The organism is Vibrio anguillarum, assembly GCF_003390515.1.
In the GTDB taxonomy this organism is placed as follows: domain Bacteria; phylum Pseudomonadota; class Gammaproteobacteria; order Enterobacterales; family Vibrionaceae; genus Vibrio; species Vibrio anguillarum.
In genome coordinates, this window is sequence record NZ_CP031479.1 from 1,079,694 (window position 1) to 1,096,595 (window position 16,902).

The following is a 16,902-nucleotide window of genomic DNA, read 5'->3' on the forward strand; positions in this document are numbered from 1 at the left end:
AGTGTTATAATGTAACATTTCGTTCCCTTTAACGCTATATACCGAATGGAAAAACCATCATGTTGCGTCAGATTATGCTCCTTCTTTGCTTAATAACATTATCGCCTTTGGCGTGGTCTACGGTCATTTTGACCAGCATCAAGCCGATTCAGATGATTACATATGAATTGACTCTCGATGTGAATGAACCAGAAGTACTACTGGGGGCAAATACCTCACCGCATGACTATGCGTTGCGCCCTTCTGATGTTAAAAAAGTCAGAGCGGCGGATTTAGTGATTTGGTATGGAAAAGACCTTGAGCCATTCTTAAGTAAGACATTAGCGAGTCACCACAACGTTTTGACCATCAGCCAAATTGATGGCCTGACACTGAGAGAGCTCAGTGGCGAACAACACGATCATGATGGGCATCACCATGGTATGTATGACCCACATTTTTGGCTTGGAACCGATCAAGCCAAGCAAGTGGCAGCGGCGATTACCGCAAGTTTAGTGAAAAGTGATAGCGCTAATGCCGAGCAGTATAAAGTAAACTTAGTCCGCTTTTTGGCTCAATTAGACTCGACTCATCAAGCAATCATGCAGAAGATGAGCAAAATTAGTGATAAAGGATATTATGTTTTTCATGATGCATACGGTTATTTTGAACAGCAATATCATTTGAATAACCTCGGCCATTTTACCGTTAGTCCTGACAGAAAGCCGGGTGCTAAAACCCTAATCACCATTAAAAATTCAATCATTAATAATGAAGCGAAATGCGTGTTTTCAGAACCTCAGTTTACCCCGGCGGTGATTGATACTGTGACTCGTGGCACTAAGGTTAAAACGGGAGTACTTGATCCATTAGGCGCAGATATCAAAGTGAAAAGTGGCAGCTATTTTGAGCTGTTAAATCAGCTGAGCAACAACTTTTACACTTGTTTGTCTCAATAGATGTACGCTGTATTGTATGTTGTACGATCTGTACTGAAATCTAGGATAAAGATTCACAGATTGTCGCTTTCTTAGCTTCAAAAAGCCTTATCTTTGGTTAGAATGTTTTGATAATTATCGCCACGAAAAAACAGTTTGCAATTTGGCGTGCTATTGATTGAGGCTCTGTCTGTTGAAAGGAAAGAACGACTATTTTAAACCTTTGCTCTGGATCTTGGGTTTTCTGACGCTTTTATTAGCGCAGGGGACACAAGCTCTAGACAAAGCACCTTCCATCTTCTATCCATTGCCAGCTCAGGCTCAAGGGAAAATTTTTGCCGCACAAAATTTGTTTTTAGGTGAAGAAGGGGGAATTTGGATACACGATGTGCATGGCAAAGTTGTTTTCTTTGATGGACAAAACATCCTTCCCCGGCGTGGCTCAGTGCTTTCACAAGAGAGCGAAAATATTACCTATCTTAATAACGCTTTTTGGACGTTCATTGATAATGAACTTTATCGAACTTATCCCGCACAAGATCGCGAATTAGTATTTAGCTTAACGCCTGGAATCATCATAAAAAAAATAGGTTCGTCAGGTAATTTCATCTGGTTAGCCGATGAGACGCACTTTTATACATACCATGCGCAAACCCACAAGTTAGTTACTTATTCTTTTAAAGAAATGTATCAATTAAATCAAGCTAGTCGATTGATCGTTAATGATGCGAAGTTTGTGCTTTCTAAATGGGTATTAGCCACTAATGCTGGAGTCTATCTGTCAGATGGAGAGAGTTTTTCTCACGTGCTCAGCTCTGGTAAAAACTTCATTGAGAAACTCTATTTTTCCGAGAAACGTAGAGAACTTGTGATTGGAACGCTCAATGGTGGGCTGATTATTGATGTCGAGGACCCAAAGCGCCAACAAAAGTTGGTTGGAGATTCCCATGTATTATCTGTTGCTGAGACAGATCAAGAGTATTGGATTGGTACTGAAGATGGATTATTTGTTCATTCGTTTTTGACAGGTAAAACCGTCAAGTTAGAAAGTAATGACCAAGACAATAATGGGTTACCAGGCAATAAAATTTATTCATTGGTCAATGACTTACAAGGTGGGATTTGGATCGCAACGGATAAAGGTGTTCGCTACTTTTCTCTGTTTGGACAAAAATTTAAGCGCCATTCCATTGTACAGCTCAACAATAATCCCATAACAAAAATTGTGACAAGGTCAGATAATAAAGGCTATTTGTTTTTAACTCGACAAGGGTTGTACCAAGTCGATGCTGAAGATTGGCAAGAGCCTAAACTTATTTTCCCTGGAGAAGTGCATGATGTTGCTCAAATAGATGATCATTCTCTATGGATAGCTACACATACAGGCATCGTTATTTATCACTTGCAGACAAAAAAGATGATAGAAACGAGCGTTTTACCTCTGAAGCTGCGTTCGAATGATACTAAACACCTTGAATTTGATCATGAAGGACTGTTGTGGGGAGCAACAGGTAACCATTTGTGGTCATATCAGTTGGCCGATAACTCGCTAACCGATTTCGGTTCTGAATGGTTTGTTGATGCATTTTTGCCTGCAAAAATAATAAAACTTAAGTCAACTCGGCGAGGGGTATTTATCGGCACTGACCATGGTGTTTATCTTTTTGACAAAGGCAAAATTGTTTTTCTCCGAGCGACTAGTCATTATGGACAAAGCATTGATATATTTGAGAGTAGCAAGGGTGATGTTTGGTTTGCTAGTGCTTATGGCGTCTTTGTTTTGGCACATGATCGTAGTGATATTCGATCTATTGATATGGTTGAAGAGAATATTAGCCCCAAATGTTTAACTGAAACGGGCAACGGTATTTGGCTGACTTCCTCACAAGGAATCTCGCTCTATAATCCTATGGGTGAGATGGTAAAGCATTTTGGTGATCCACACGGATTGATGAATAATGAATTTAAAAGTGGAGTTTGCGAATCAAGTATTATCAATAACCAACAGCAGTTGCTGCTAGGTTCCCGTTTTGGCTTAGTGACAGCATGGTCCTCTGAACTCACGGTTGCTACCCCTCCTAATACCAATATTATCTTTAGCCAAGTGAATGTCGATCACATTCCTGTCATGTTCGGTCGTGGTCGTTTTCAGACACTAGAACTGGAATATGGAAGTTCGATAAGCTTTTTGTTTGGTGCATTGCCAGAATCGAGAGCCTTATCATTGGAGTATCGTATAGCAGGGGATAAGGAGTGGCAGAGATTAGAAAGTGCTCAGTTGACACTTGATCACCTGTTACCTGGACACTATCGTTTGCTGGTGAGAAATTACAGTCCAAATCCGCAAAACAGTATGATAAACAGTCTATCATTTATTGTGGATAACCCGTGGTATTGGTCTTCATGGGCTATTGTTCTTTACCTTTGCCTTTCTATAGGCCTTATTGCTTTTGCTTCATGGTGGCGTTCTCGTTGGGTTACCAAAGTAAACCGAAAGTTAAAAGCTCAGGTGGCCTTGAAAACGGATCAACTACGGCATCAAAGCAAAATTGTTTTGACTAATAACCAGCAGTTGCGCAAGCAATTACAAATTCGCCATATCGTTGTTGAACAGATGTTAGATTCTATTACACCTACATTAAATCAGCTGATTTATCGCTCGCAACTCCATCAACTCGCGCGACTTGAGTCTTTAGCTTTAAAAGTAAAACGTGAACTGGCGTTACTTCGTAATGTAAGAAATGATAAAACAGCGACTCAGTTGCTCTACGATCTATCGATCATCTTGAACTCTTGTGTGGACGGATGGCGTGAAGAGTTCGCGAAAGCGAATATTTCGTTGGCTGTGAACAATGAGCTTAAACAAGCTTATATTGAATCTGCCCATTTTAACCTAGACATCATTTTCAATACGCTACTGTCTGATGCGGTAAAACGTCTTTACAGAAATCAAGAGCTACAAATTCATTGTTATGAAAGGGAGAAAAGACTATTTACTGTGATGATTGACTGTGGCGATCAGGTGCAATCCATCAATAGTGATAAGCGTATCTCTGGTTTTGAACTAGAGGAGATGCAACTGTTAGTACAGCGCAGTGGTGGGGAAATACATATTTTTTCATCGCCAGAACGAAATTTAGTTGAGCTTTCTTGGCCATCAGTAGGGCTTGTGAGTGATGCACCCGAAGTGATCGTTGTAGAGGAGCATTCAGAGGACAAGTTTATTGATGTAACGGAAAAAGAGTGGCTTAAAAAAGTCGAAAAATTGGTACACAATTACTATTCAGATCCTGAATTTAGTACCTCTAGTGCGGCTAAATCACTCTTCGTATCGGAGCGTAGTTTGCAGCGTCGTTTTAAAGCGATCACCAATAAAACATTCAAAGAGTATCTAAATGAGATCCGCTTAGAGAAAGCGTGCCAATATTTGCTTGCAGGAGGGAAAGTCGCCCAAGTCGCTTTTGATTGTGGGTTTAATGATCCGTCTTATTTCAGCCAAAGATTTAAACATCACTTCGGTTTATCGCCAACCCAATTTGTTGATGATAACGAGTAATACCGCCCCTGATAAATAGTGATAACTTTCCCACTTGAAGCTGCAGCGATGTTAGCGACATTCAGTCACCCTAATCACAAAGCTTATTCAGGTGTGTGGAGATGAACTCACTTTCCGCCGGCCTGCAATCAAGCTGTATCTCCCTTCTTGATTAGATTGACTGCTGTGTTAGCTGCGCATATTTGTCTATGCTTGCGTAGATACACTCATTAATACTCAAAGTCGTAATATCAATTTATTTTGGAAATAGCACTTACTCAATAAACAGGCTGGGTCGGTGATTGTGTTGCGGTAAAGATGAGATGAGTAGAAAAAAAAGATCGTGGTATAGCCGGGGGGACTATACCACGGGTGTCAATGACACCTTCGCTTGCTGCCGGAGTGATACGAGTAACACCCGTACCACCTCTGGAATTTGTATCTAAGGAGTAATTCCTTTCGATGGATTTACTATATGGCAAAGGACTTATTTCATTTATAAAATTAACGACAACCTAGTATAAGAAAAACGACAAAATATATAATTAACCATAACCTATTGATTTTAATAGTTTCTTTTTATTTTATCTGTTTTTGTTTATTTTTTTATGTTTAGCTAATTTGTGCCTGATAATTTTTTAACGTTTTTAACGTCAGTTTATTTACCGAAAACAACGTGATGGATTTATGCAATCTTTGATTTCACGCAATAAAATAGAGGGTTAGCGCGTGTATTATTTGCCTGTTAATAAAAATATTTCTCATTACCACTACCATTGAGAGCAAGATAGATGAAATTATCTCAATTAAATGAAGGGGATAGCGCGAGCATTGTCGCGTTCAATCAACTTCCAAATGACATTCGTAAAAAATTGATGGTGATGGGCTTGCTGCCTCTAACTACAGTTACGTTAATCAGAAGAGCTCCTATGGGAGATCCACTTCAACTTGAAGTGAGAGGCGTCTCTTTAGCGGTACGTGAAAATATAGCCGCTTGTATTGAAGTGGAGAGAGCGTAGTGCGATATCAAATTCTAACCGTTGGTAACCCTAATAGTGGCAAAACAACGTTATTTAATGGGCTGACAGGTTCTAAGCAGCAAGTCGGTAACTGGGCTGGTGTTACAGTTGAGAAAAAAACGGGTCGCTACACTCATTCTGGAGATGAATTCATACTAACGGATTTGCCGGGCATCTACGCACTTGACAGCGGGAATGACAGTAACAGTATTGACGAATCCATTGCCTCTAGAGCGGTTCTTACACATCCTGCCGATTTAATCATTAACGTTGTGGACGTGACGTGTTTGGAGCGCAGCCTCTATATGACGCTTCAATTGAGAGAGCTCGGGCGTCCAATGATTGTGGTTTTGAATAAAATGGATGCTTTAAAAAGAGAGCGTCAAAGCCTAGACATTCAACAACTTGAGAAAGTTCTAGGTTGCCCCGTTTTTATGCTTTCTGCTACCAGTAAAGAGCAGGTGAGTCGATTCAAAGAAAAGCTGCATAAAGTACTGCTGCAAGGCGTAGCTCTTAAAGAACTGCTATTGGATTACGGTAGTGCATTTGAACAATCGATCGGAAAATTAGCCACTATTTTTCAACATAAGCAAGTGGCACCTCGCGCATTGGCTATTCGTGCTTTAGAAAATGATCTTTTGGTGATTAATGGATTACCAGAAGTGCAGCGTGAGCTTATCCAGAAAGAGCAATTGCAAAGTGGTTTGGATATTGATCTGCATGTCGCTGATACCAAATACACATTTTTGCATGAACAATGCCAGCAGATCCGCAAAACAGAAGGGAAACTAAGCCACAGTTTTACACAAAAAGCGGATAAGCTGATTTTAAATAAATGGGTGGGTGTACCGTTTTTCTTTGTGGTTATGTACTTAATGTTTATGTTCTCGATCAATATTGGGAGCGCTTTCATTGATTTCTTCGACATTGGCGTCGGGGCGTTATTGGTTGATGGTGGGCACCACTTACTGGATGATCATTTGCCTATTTGGTTAGTGACATTATTAGCCGATGGCCTTGGCGGAGGTATTCAAACCGTCGCCACATTTATCCCAGTTATCGCTTGTTTGTACTTATTTTTAGCTGTACTCGAAAGTTCAGGCTATATGTCTCGCGCGGCTTTTGTTTTAGATAAAGTGATGCAGAAGATAGGCCTACCGGGTAAAGCGTTTGTTCCGCTTGTTTTAGGATTTGGTTGTAACGTTCCCGCGATTATGGCGACCAGAACTCTAGATCAAGAACGTGAACGTAAATTAGCGGCATCGATGGCACCCTTTATGTCATGTGGTGCACGTTTGCCAGTGTATGCGCTATTTGCTGCGGCGTTTTTCCCTGAAAGCGGTCAAAATGTAGTTTTTGCTCTTTATTTATTGGGCATTTTAGCCGCAGTGTTCACTGGTTTGGTTTTGAAGCATACGCTCTATCCGGGTTCAAGCGACAGCCTAGTGATGGAGATGCCAGATTACGAGATCCCAACGCTGCAAAACATCATGATCAAAACATGGCAGAAATTAAAACGTTTTGTTCTCGGTGCAGGGAAAACGATTGTCATCGTTGTTATGATCTTAAGCTTCCTCAATTCAGTTGGTACTGATGGCAGCTTTGGTAATGAAGATAGTGACAACTCCGTGTTATCAAAAGTGGCTCAAGTGGTTACTCCGGTATTTGCTCCTATTGGTATCAATCAAGATAACTGGCCAGCGACAGTGGGTATCATCACGGGTATTTTTGCAAAAGAAGCGGTAGTCGGAACATTAAACAATTTATATACCTCTGCTGAAGGTGATGAAAGCGAATATGACCTAATGGCGAGCCTACAAGAAGCGGTTATGTCTATTCCAGAAAACCTAACGGGATTAAGCTTCTCTGATCCGCTCGGTATCGAAGTCGGAGACTTGACAGACAGTAGCGCAGTGGCTGAAGAGCAAGCCGTAGATGCCTCAATCTTTGGTAATTTGAAACAGCACTTTGTCACTGGTCATGCCGCATTTGCCTACCTTATCTTCATTTTGCTTTACACGCCTTGTGTTGCAGCCATGGGGGCTTATGTTCGTGAGTTTGGTGCAAATTACGCTCGTTTTATCGCAGTATGGACGATGGGGCTTGCGTATGGTAGCGCCGCGCTTTATTACCAAGCGACAAGGATCACCGAAACCCCTGTCGAAAGTTTAACGTGGATTATTGCCATTGTTATGGCGAGTTTGTTGACCTTTAAAATGCTTAAGCGAAAAGGACTCCAGCAGAAAACGGTGCTTGAGGTACAAGTGGCATGATATTAAATGAGTTAAAGCGCTACATTGAAGATAATGGGATCGTTAGCCGCTCGGCGATTGCGAAAAAGTTTTCGCTCAGTGAGGACGGCGTTGACGCTATGTTATCCGTGTGGATACGAAAAGGTGTGTTGTCGCGCACTATCGATACCAACAAGGCTAACCGCGTAACAAGAGTGCGTTATGGGCTTAACCGAAATAACGGGCTGTCTTTGACTGTCGTACTTTAGTCATAATTGATGCTAGGCATTCTGTCTGATAAACGAAAGCCGCAGATGTCAGCGGCTTTCAAACTTTTACCCAATCTATCTTTTACCTAATATATGGTGTGAGAGACGACGTTTATCCTTTTCTAAAAATAGAACTCAGTGATAGAACATTTTGGATTCTGGTTAAGATCGCTTGCTGTTCTTGTTCGGCTCTCACTATCCCTTGAGTATTGCCCCAGATAGGCCCAGGCCATGCTATGTCATTTTTAAATCGAGCAACATGGTGAATATGGAGCTGAGGAACCATGTTACCCAGCGCACCTAAATTGAGTTTATCTGGACAAAACGTGGCTTCAAGAGCTTGGCTAACGGCTTGAGATTCGCATAAAAATTGTTGCTGTTCCTGCATTGGTAGATGATGCAGCTCTTTCAAATTTGCACGTTTAGGCACCAGAATAATCCAAGGCACGGCATTATCTTTATGGAGTAAGGCTAAGCAAAGAGGAAATTCACCAATGACGGAAGTGTCTTTGGCCAGTTGCGGGTGGAGTTCAAAATTCATGTCAATCTCACTTGCACGGATGTTATCACCGATAAAAGAAAAGGCTGACCATGGTCAACCCTTTCATTCACTCATAGCTGTCGTTACATACGTTCTAATGTATCAATACCGAGTAGCGACAGACCTTGCTTGATGGTTTTTGCTGTCAACGCAGCCAGTTTTAGGCGGCTTTGTTTCACACTTTCATCTTCAGCGACTAAGATAGGGCATGCTTCATAGAAGCTAGAGAATTGGCCAGCTAATTCAAATAGGTAGCTACACATAATGTGAGGTTGGCCTTCGCGGGCAACAGCTTGTACCGCTTCTTCAAACTGCAGAAGTTTCGCAATCAAAGCTTTTTCTTTCTCTTGTGTGACTTTAATTTCACCCGTCAGGTTATCCATCGATACGCCTGCTTTAGCAAAAATTGACGCGACACGTGTGTAGGCATACTGCATGTAAGGTGCAGTGTTACCTTCAAATGCCAACATGTTGTCCCAGTCAAACACGTAATCGGTAGTACGGTGCTTAGAAAGATCAGCATATTTCACTGCGGCCATCGCGACAGTATTGGCAATGTTCGCTTTTTCTGCGGCGTCTAAATCAGGGTTTTTGGATTCAATTAATTTAGCGGCACGCTCTTGCGCTTCATCGAGAAGATCGGCCAGACGAACAGTACCGCCAGCACGAGTTTTGAACGGGCGGCCATCTTTGCCTAGCATCATACCAAAGGCGTGGTGTTCAAGAGTCACTTCTTCAGGTACATAGCCCGCTTTACGGACAATCGTCCATGCTTGCATTAGGTGTTGATGTTGACGCGAGTCGATAAAGTACAGCACACGGTCCGCACCCAAGGTTTCATAACGGTATTTTGCACACGCGATATCGGTTGTGGTGTATAAGAAGCCGCCATCACGTTTTTGGATGATAACGCCCATCGGCTCGCCATCTTTATTTTTGTATTCTTCAAGAAAAACGACTTGTGCGCCATCATCTTCTTGCGCCAAACCTTTTTCTTTTAAATCTGCTACGATGCCGGGCAACATGTCGTTGTACATGCTTTCGCCCATCACATCATCGCGCGTGAGCGAAACATTCAAACGATCATAGTTACGCTGGTTTTGGATCATGGTGATGTCCACCAATTTTTTCCACATTTGAGCGCAGAATTCGTCACCGCTTTGTAGTTTGACCACATAATTTCGTGCTTTAGCGGCAAACACTTCATCTTCGTCGTAGAGTTTTTTTGACTCACGATAGAAAGCTTCAAGATCGGAAAGTTCCATTGAAACTTCGTTACCAGATTCTTGCTGCACACGTTCAAGGTTGGCTATCAACATACCAAATTGCGTGCCCCAGTCACCGATGTGGTTGGCGCGGATCACTTTATGGCCTAAAAATTCCAAGGTACGTACAACGGCGTCACCAATGATGGTTGAGCGTAAGTGGCCTACATGCATCTCTTTGGCAACGTTAGGCGCTGAGTAGTCTGCGACGATCGTCTTCTGCGCTTCTTTGGTTACACCAAGGTGCTCATCTGCTAGGGCGATATCCGCTTGTTTAGCAAGAAACGCTTCACTGAGGAAAATGTTGATAAAACCTGGGCCTGCAATTTCCGTTTTGCTCGCAATGCCATCGAGGTCCAGAACATCCAATACTTTTTGAGCAAATTCTCGCGGGTTGGTACCCAGTTGCTTAGCTACGCCCATAATGCCATTGGCTTGATAGTCACCAAATTGCGCTTTGGCCGATTGGCGAACAGCAGCAGGACTGCCAGCTGGTGCGCCTGCGGCTTCAAGAGCCTGAGATACTTTGTCATTAATCAGTGCTTGGATATTCACACGCGTTTCCTTTAATTCTTGGAATTGCAAAGGTATGCATTTTATTCACCATTTAGTGCCAATACATATCTTAATTTTGTTCATCATTTGGCGCACATAATACCAATTTTATTGAGGCGCTTATAGGGACTAAATTAGGAAATTTTCTACTTTTCGAAGAGTTGTTGGTACTATTAGACGATAATCATCATTTTGGACCATTTAAATGCTTGAACCATTAAAGAATGCAGCGCTTCATCCTGAACAGCTTAAGCAGAATTTAGATAAATTTATGCATAAAATTCAAGAATTAACCAAAATTTTGCATATTGATTTATCCACAAATCAAGCTGACCACATTGCACTGCGCATTAATGATCGTAAATTAGCGTCATTAGCACATGCGGCATGGCTGGAGGAAGGGCGAGAAATATCGAGTGCTCAGATAAATGGCCGTCCTATCATCGTGATTGAATTTACGGTGCCGCTATCGGCTAATAGTTGGTCAATAGAATGTTTGGAATTGCCTTACCCTGCCGAGGGAAAAATTTATCCAGAGCAGAGCTGGGAGCATGTGGAATTTGTGGTGCCATCTGAGGCACAAACCGCGCAAGCCTATTTGCAGGATATACTGTCGGTTTACCCACGATTAAAAGAATGCTGGACAACATTAGACACTCAAGGTGTTCAAGTTAAATTGTCCAGTCCAAAAGGGGAAGGGGAGCGATTACATAACCCGACGGTTGCATTTAAGTGGCAAGGCGTGTGCATTAAACTGCATCCCCACTCTTTAAAAGAGATTGTAAAATCAGAGCAAAGATAAATTGCTCTGATGGCGATGAAGTACGGTTATCCTAAGTTATAGCTTTTAGGCCGAAGCTGGAACGCTTCAATTGAGCCAATTTCTTGCCCTAAACTGAGTTTCTGAACCGTTTGATGTGCGTTTCCTTGGCTGTGCATGATCAGTCGATTGGCGGTCCTTGGTTTTAGCTCATTGACCACAAAGCGGATCATATCACTGCGACTGAGTGATTTCAGTTCACTCAAAACCTGCTCTCTTTGATCAAAGCCGGCATCTTTATTGCCGATAGCAACCCAAAGTCTTTGCGCACGGCTGCGAAGGGTGGGGTCGGGCGTTGAAATTTGATTCCATAAACCGCGCTTACTGCTGTGCCACTGGTATTCGTTGAGCTCCAGCAGCACCATGTAAAAAGCATTTAAAAATTCATCTACAGCGCTAATCAGCTCATAAGGGGCAGCATTCGGTGACTGGACGTAGAGTACGATGCCTGGGTGACGGTTTAATGGCATGTTGCCCGTTCCGACCATATAACCAAGTTGCTGCTTAGTGCGAATTTCATGAAAAAATGTAGCGGACATCAAGTGATTAGCTAATGAATATAAGGCGATGCTGCGCGGTGCGGCATCATTGCACTGATAATAGACCACCACAGCAGAATCTTCTTGATCGCAGTGAACCTCTTTTTGAAAAGTCCCACTCTCTCCGAGCATGACGAGTGGTCTTAATGATTCCTCGTACTGTTGATCTTTGACTCGTAATGCATTTTTAAGCGTATCTGCCATCGCTTGTGCATCACTTCTTAACCAGTCGCCATAGACAAACATCTCAACATGAAGTTGCGCTAATATTTGTTCAACGAAATCACTGAGCTCATCGACTTCTATCTGTTTTAAGGCACCAAGTAGCGTTTCATAAGGAGGGTTGTTGGGTTGTAAAATACCCGTCATTGCATTGAAAAGCTGCGAAATTGGACGATCTTTAGTGGTATTTTTCCAGTTACGAAGCAGTTGTTGCTTGATGGTGTTAAAGCGTTTTAGGCTAAAATCACGTTTAGCAAAGCGTGCGAGAATCATCTCCATTAACTGTGGTTGTTTTTCGCTAAAACCAGAAAGCATCAGGGTGACGCCGCCTTGATGAGCGTACATGTTGTAACTCATCCCAGCAATTTCTGCTTGATAAGTTTCCGTGGCCAGCGAGTCTAAAAACATTTCCACACAGAGACGTGTTTTAACAATATTTCGAGCAGTGGCTACCGAGATGGGGCTATCAATCGCGATGTAAATTACCCCTTTAGGCACTCTAAATTCATGGTCTTGTAGATGCCATAAACGAAAGCCTGGTAACTCTTCAATGATTTCCGGGTGTAAAGACGTTGAAGGCTCTAACGGTTTTGGGTCTAAGTCGTAACAGATAAAAGGATTGAGTGGCGGTAAGTTTGTTTCAATGTCGCAAGGGGTTGCGAATGCTGCAAGTTGTGACGCCGATAATGGAGTAATTGAATAAGGTGTAAAATACCATTTCGCTTTCTTATCGTAATACCCATCTTTAGCAATTAACGTGGCGCGTAGATTTTCAGGAGTCAAATAATGAAGTGCTTGCTTAAGTAGTGATTCGTTGTAGCCCGCCATCATGTAATCGCCATAGATGGTGTCTTGCGGCTGATAGTGCTGCATATTAACCACTAAATGGCTGACCATGTCTAATGGCCTTGTCGTTTCTTGAAAGCGAAAAGCCGATTCAAGCACCGCTCTTTTCTCAAGGTAACGCCATTCGTTTAGCCCCTGATCTGCGATTAATTTAATCTGAGTAAAGAGTGACTGGATGATGTTATCGACCTGTTTTACGCCTTCATGTGTCAGGCTAAAACTTATCGAAAACTCACGATAATTGCTGCCACTCGCGCCGCCTCCAGCCGATAAGGACGTGATCCAACCTTTCTCTTTTAATGCCAGCATTAAACTGCCTTCACCTTCGTAACCGATGAGATGGGCGAAATAAGAGAGAGGTTTGACATGATAAAAGTCATCCGTGCTTGGGGCAGGGAAGCTTAAAATCAGTTTGCGGATCTCTTTTCGTGGCTCGATTTGAATCAAGACGCCTCGGTGCGCGTCTAAAACAAAAGGCACCTCTATTTTTTTCGGGCCGAGCTGTTTATTTGGGATGGAGGAAAATTCATCTCTTGCCCACTGCTCTAACTCATCAAGTGTCTGTGGGCCTGCTAGCGAGAGCGTCATCAAATCAGCCGAGTAATTTTCATGGTGAAAACGGACAATTTCTTCACGGATAGAGACACCATTTCTATCACACAGCGTTTCTAAATTACCCACTGAAAATTTAGCAAACGGGTGTTGCGGATTGATGGTTTCTTTTTGAACCTGATAGAGCCTTCTCGAATCATCATTCTGTTTGAGTTTAAATTCAGAATCCACCGCTTGGCGTTCTTTATCTAGGGCTTCTTCATTAAATAAGGGGGCACAAAAGAATTGGCTGAATCGGTCCAAGGCTTTTTCAAAATGATTTGGGCTTACATCAAAGAAAAAACAGGTGTGCTCTGTACCAGTCCATGCGTTATTGCTGCCACCATGTTGATTAATAAAACTTTGAAACTCACCAATTTTCGGGTACTTTTCTGTGCCTAAAAACAGCATGTGTTCCAGATAGTGGGCAAGACCTTCTCTGTCTTCAGGGTCATCAAAATGCCCCACATTAATCGCTAAAGCAGCGGCTGACTTTTGTGCATCATCCGCTTGAATAAGTAATGTTCTCAGACCATTAGTTAACGTAATGTAGCGGTATTGGTTGGTGTCGTTAGGGCTTAAATGCACAGTGACTCTCCACAGAAAAGGCTTTTTTAATTATGGCGTTGAAACGGTTAGGTGCAAATTTCAAGCAATGATTTTATGAGCGAAGTGCCATTTTAGTCCTTCAGGAGACTTTTTAATAGACTGTTAACAGTGTCGAAGTCTTTGCTTGGTTGCCTGATATAATCGAGAATAAAGCCGCCTAGACGGCATAGATAATAACCACTAGGAATGAGTAATGAAGATTTTTATTATGCGTCACGGAGAAGCTGAACATTATGCAGCGAGTGATGCACAAAGGGCCTTAACCGAAAGAGGTCTTCGTGAGTCTGTTGCTGTGGCTCGTGCTTGTGAAAAGCAAGATCTTCGCCATGTAGATAAAGTATTGGTAAGCCCTTACTTACGGGCGCAGCAAACTTGGGCTGCGATAGCCTCTTATTTTAATGCCGATGATGTTGTGACCTGTGATGACATCACACCTTATGGGAAAGCGGAAGTGGTATTTGAGTATGTCTCTGCCTTGGCCGATGTAGAACAAATCGAATCAGTGCTGCTGGTGTCTCATTTACCGTTAGTTGGCTATCTCGCGGCTGAATTCGTTACCGATTTAGTCCCTCCAATGTTCCCCACATCCGGTCTGATTGGTATCGAATATGATAGAGAGTTGCGTAAAGGACAGCAGATCTGGAGTATTAATCCTTAAACCACCATTCAAAGTAAAAGAAGTTCACGTAATTTGAATAACTAGGCTACGTTAAGTGAAGGGTTATTGCCTTTACCAATGTAGCCATTATTTTGACTGTTTTACTGGACTAAAAATTGCATCGCCGAGTTAACGCATTGTCGCATTTATAGATATTTATCAACAGATTGCTTGCTAACCTATGAAATTTACTCTCCCATTTGCAGATAAATTGCCATCAATACCGCAGCGAAGTATGCCAGCAATCGGTGCGCCGGTTATGGTATTGGCCACGTTGGCTATGGTCGTTTTACCGATCCCAGCCTTCCTATTGGATCTGTTTTTCACTTTTAACATTGCCTTATCGATGGTGGTGTTACTCGTCACTGTCTATACCCGTAGACCGCTTGATTTTGCTGCTTTTCCTACGGTTTTGCTTATTGCAACCTTACTTCGACTAGCCTTGAACGTTGCTTCAACCCGTGTGGTTTTATTGTATGGTCATGAAGGCCCTGGGGCGGCTGGTAACGTCATTGAAGCGTTTGGTAGTGTGGTGATCGGTGGTAACTACGCCGTCGGTTTAGTGGTGTTTTTGATCTTGATGATCATCAACTTCATGGTAGTAACCAAAGGTGCGGGACGTATTTCTGAGGTGAGTGCTCGCTTTACCCTAGATGCCTTGCCGGGTAAGCAAATGGCCATAGATGCGGACTTAAATGCGGGTTTAATCGATCAAGACCAAGCGCGGCTGAGACGCTTTGAAGTAACCAAAGAAGCGGATTTCTACGGTTCAATGGACGGTGCGTCAAAATTTGTTAAAGGGGATGCGATTGCTGGGATATTAATTTTGTTCATCAACATTATTGGCGGCTTATCGATTGGTATGGCGCAATATGGGTTGGGTTTTAAAGAAGCGATCCAAATCTACACACTGCTGACCATTGGTGACGGCTTAGTGGCTCAGATCCCCTCATTGCTGCTTTCGATTGGCGCTGCCATGATGGTTACCCGTCAAAATACCGATGAAGATATGGGAGAGCAAGTCGTCTTCCAACTGTTTGACAACCCTAAAGCATTGATGATTACCGCTTGTATTCTCGGCATCATGGGCATTGTACCGGGTATGCCTCACTTTGCTTTTTTACTGCTAGCCGCGTTAGCGGGTGGTTGCGCGTATTGGATGATACGCAAACAGAAAAAAACCGCCGATGAAAAGAAACTGCCTGCAAAAGTGGACAACGAAGCACCCACTCAAAAAGAGCTCTCTTGGGATGATGTTCAACCCGTTGATGTGATTGGCTTAGAAGTGGGCTATCGATTGATACCGCTGGTGGACCGAGATCAAGGTGGAGAGCTGCTCGAACGCGTAAAAGGTGTTCGGAAAAAACTGTCGCAAGACTTTGGCTTTCTCATCCCCGCAGTGCATATTCGCGACAATTTAGAATTAACACCCAATAGTTATCGCATTACCTTAATGGGGGTTGCTGTTGGTGAAGCGGAGATCCGCCCAGATCAAGAACTGGCGATTAACCCTGGTCAAGTCTATGGTGTTATTGACGGTGAACGCACACTCGACCCTGCATTCGGCCTTGAAGCGGTTTGGATCCGTGAAGAACAACGTGAACACGCACAAGCTCTCGGTTACACAGTTGTGGACTCATCGACCGTACTCGCCACTCATTTGAGTCAGCTTCTCACTAATAACGCCTCGCAACTGATTGGTCATGAAGAGGTTCAAAACTTAATTGAAATGCTGGGTCGCTCAGCGCCAAGGCTAGTTGAAAACTTCGTTCCAGATCAACTGCCGTTGGGTACAGTCGTTAAGGTACTGCAAAACCTACTCAATGAAGCGATTCCAATCCGAGATATTCGAACCATAATACAAACCTTGGCGGAGTATTCTGGGCGGAGTCAAGAACCTGACATCCTAACGGCGGCCGTTCGAATCTCATTGAAGCGTTTAATCGTCCAAGAAATCAATGGTATAGAACCTGAACTACCAGTGATAACACTGATTCCTGAGCTGGAACAAATATTGCATCAAACCATGCAGGCGTCAGGAGGAGAATCGGCAGGTATTGAGCCAGGCTTAGCAGAGCGTTTACAAGCTGCACTGAGCCATGCAACGCAAGAACAAGAATTGAAAGGTGAGCCCGCCGTGTTACTCACGTCTGGTGTGCTTCGTTCCACTTTGGCGAAGTTTGTGAAAAACACGATACCTAATTTGCGTGTGCTCTCTTATCAAGAAATACCTGACGAGAAACAAATTCGGATTGTTCAAGCCGTTGGGAACTAACGAAACTGTT

General features: G+C 42.9%; 11 protein-coding genes. 8 read left to right on the forward strand and 3 right to left on the reverse strand.

Annotation, left to right across the window (positions count from 1 at the left end; all coding sequences use genetic code 11):
- The first annotated feature begins 59 nt into the window (after nt 1-59).
- From znuA to DD616_RS09115, 5 genes are all read left to right on the forward strand, one after another.
- A complete protein-coding gene (znuA, locus tag DD616_RS09095; RefSeq protein WP_047687812.1) occupies nt 60-938 on the forward strand; it encodes a zinc ABC transporter substrate-binding protein ZnuA in 879 nt (292 codons plus the stop codon).
- A gap of 172 nt (nt 939-1,110) precedes the next feature.
- Nucleotides 1,111-4,473, forward strand: coding sequence for an AraC family transcriptional regulator (locus DD616_RS09100; protein WP_208872189.1), 3,363 nt, complete (start codon nt 1,111-1,113; stop codon nt 4,471-4,473).
- 770 nt (nt 4,474-5,243) lie between these two features.
- Nucleotides 5,244-5,471, forward strand: coding sequence for a FeoA family protein (locus DD616_RS09105; protein WP_013856356.1), 228 nt, complete (start codon nt 5,244-5,246; stop codon nt 5,469-5,471).
- On the forward strand, nt 5,471-7,744 hold the full coding sequence (gene feoB / locus DD616_RS09110; RefSeq protein WP_208872190.1) for a Fe(2+) transporter permease subunit FeoB: 2,274 nt from the start codon (nt 5,471-5,473) through the stop codon (nt 7,742-7,744). Before DD616_RS09105 ends, feoB begins: the two co-directional genes overlap by 1 nt.
- A complete protein-coding gene (locus DD616_RS09115) occupies nt 7,741-7,971 on the forward strand; it encodes a FeoC-like transcriptional regulator (protein ID WP_208872191.1) in 231 nt (76 codons plus the stop codon). Before feoB ends, DD616_RS09115 begins: the two co-directional genes overlap by 4 nt.
- Before the next feature lie 112 nt (nt 7,972-8,083).
- On the opposite strand, the gene DD616_RS09120 is transcribed toward DD616_RS09115, so the two are convergent.
- A complete protein-coding gene (locus tag DD616_RS09120; protein WP_013856359.1) occupies nt 8,084-8,512 on the reverse strand; it encodes an HIT family protein in 429 nt (142 codons plus the stop codon).
- 83 nt (nt 8,513-8,595) lie between these two features.
- Nucleotides 8,596-10,332: an arginine--tRNA ligase gene (gene argS / locus DD616_RS09125; RefSeq protein ID WP_094123958.1), complete on the reverse strand. Its 1,737-nt coding sequence runs from the start codon at nt 10,330-10,332 to the stop codon at nt 8,596-8,598.
- Nucleotides 10,333-10,537: 205 nt separating this feature from the next.
- Here argS and DD616_RS09130 point away from each other — a divergent pair, with 205 nt between their 5' ends.
- A complete protein-coding gene (locus DD616_RS09130; RefSeq protein WP_017049126.1) occupies nt 10,538-11,134 on the forward strand; it encodes a VOC family protein in 597 nt (198 codons plus the stop codon).
- Between the two features lie 26 nt (nt 11,135-11,160).
- On the opposite strand, the gene DD616_RS09135 is transcribed toward DD616_RS09130, so the two are convergent.
- The gene (locus DD616_RS09135) at nt 11,161-13,938 is read right to left on the reverse strand and encodes an insulinase family protein (RefSeq protein WP_208872192.1); all 2,778 of its coding nucleotides are present in this window, start codon (nt 13,936-13,938) and stop codon (nt 11,161-11,163) included.
- 214 nt (nt 13,939-14,152) lie between these two features.
- On the opposite strand from DD616_RS09135, the gene sixA reads away from it, so the two are divergent.
- Together sixA and flhA are read left to right on the forward strand one after the other, a co-directional pair.
- The gene (gene sixA / locus DD616_RS09140; protein ID WP_017042529.1) at nt 14,153-14,617 is read left to right on the forward strand and encodes a phosphohistidine phosphatase SixA; all 465 of its coding nucleotides are present in this window, start codon (nt 14,153-14,155) and stop codon (nt 14,615-14,617) included.
- 181 nt (nt 14,618-14,798) lie between these two features.
- Nucleotides 14,799-16,892: a flagellar biosynthesis protein FlhA gene (gene flhA, locus DD616_RS09145; RefSeq protein WP_013856364.1), complete on the forward strand. Its 2,094-nt coding sequence runs from the start codon at nt 14,799-14,801 to the stop codon at nt 16,890-16,892.
- Nucleotides 16,893-16,902 lie beyond the last annotated feature (10 nt).

What these genes read in the sequence shown, in the direction of transcription:
- flhA (WP_013856364.1), top strand. Translation starts at nt 14,799, where the DNA reads ATGAAATTTACTCTCCCATTTGCAGATAAATTGCCATCAATACCGCAG.
- DD616_RS09105 (WP_013856356.1), top strand. Translation starts at nt 5,244, where the DNA reads ATGAAATTATCTCAATTAAATGAAGGGGATAGCGCGAGCATTGTCGCG.
- znuA (WP_047687812.1), top strand. Translation starts at nt 60, where the DNA reads ATGTTGCGTCAGATTATGCTCCTTCTTTGCTTAATAACATTATCGCCT.
- DD616_RS09130 (WP_017049126.1), top strand. Translation starts at nt 10,538, where the DNA reads ATGCTTGAACCATTAAAGAATGCAGCGCTTCATCCTGAACAGCTTAAG.
- DD616_RS09120 (WP_013856359.1), bottom strand. Translation starts at nt 8,512, where the DNA reads ATGAATTTTGAACTCCACCCGCAACTGGCCAAAGACACTTCCGTCATT.
- DD616_RS09115 (WP_208872191.1), top strand. Translation starts at nt 7,741, where the DNA reads ATGATATTAAATGAGTTAAAGCGCTACATTGAAGATAATGGGATCGTT.
- sixA (WP_017042529.1), top strand. Translation starts at nt 14,153, where the DNA reads ATGAAGATTTTTATTATGCGTCACGGAGAAGCTGAACATTATGCAGCG.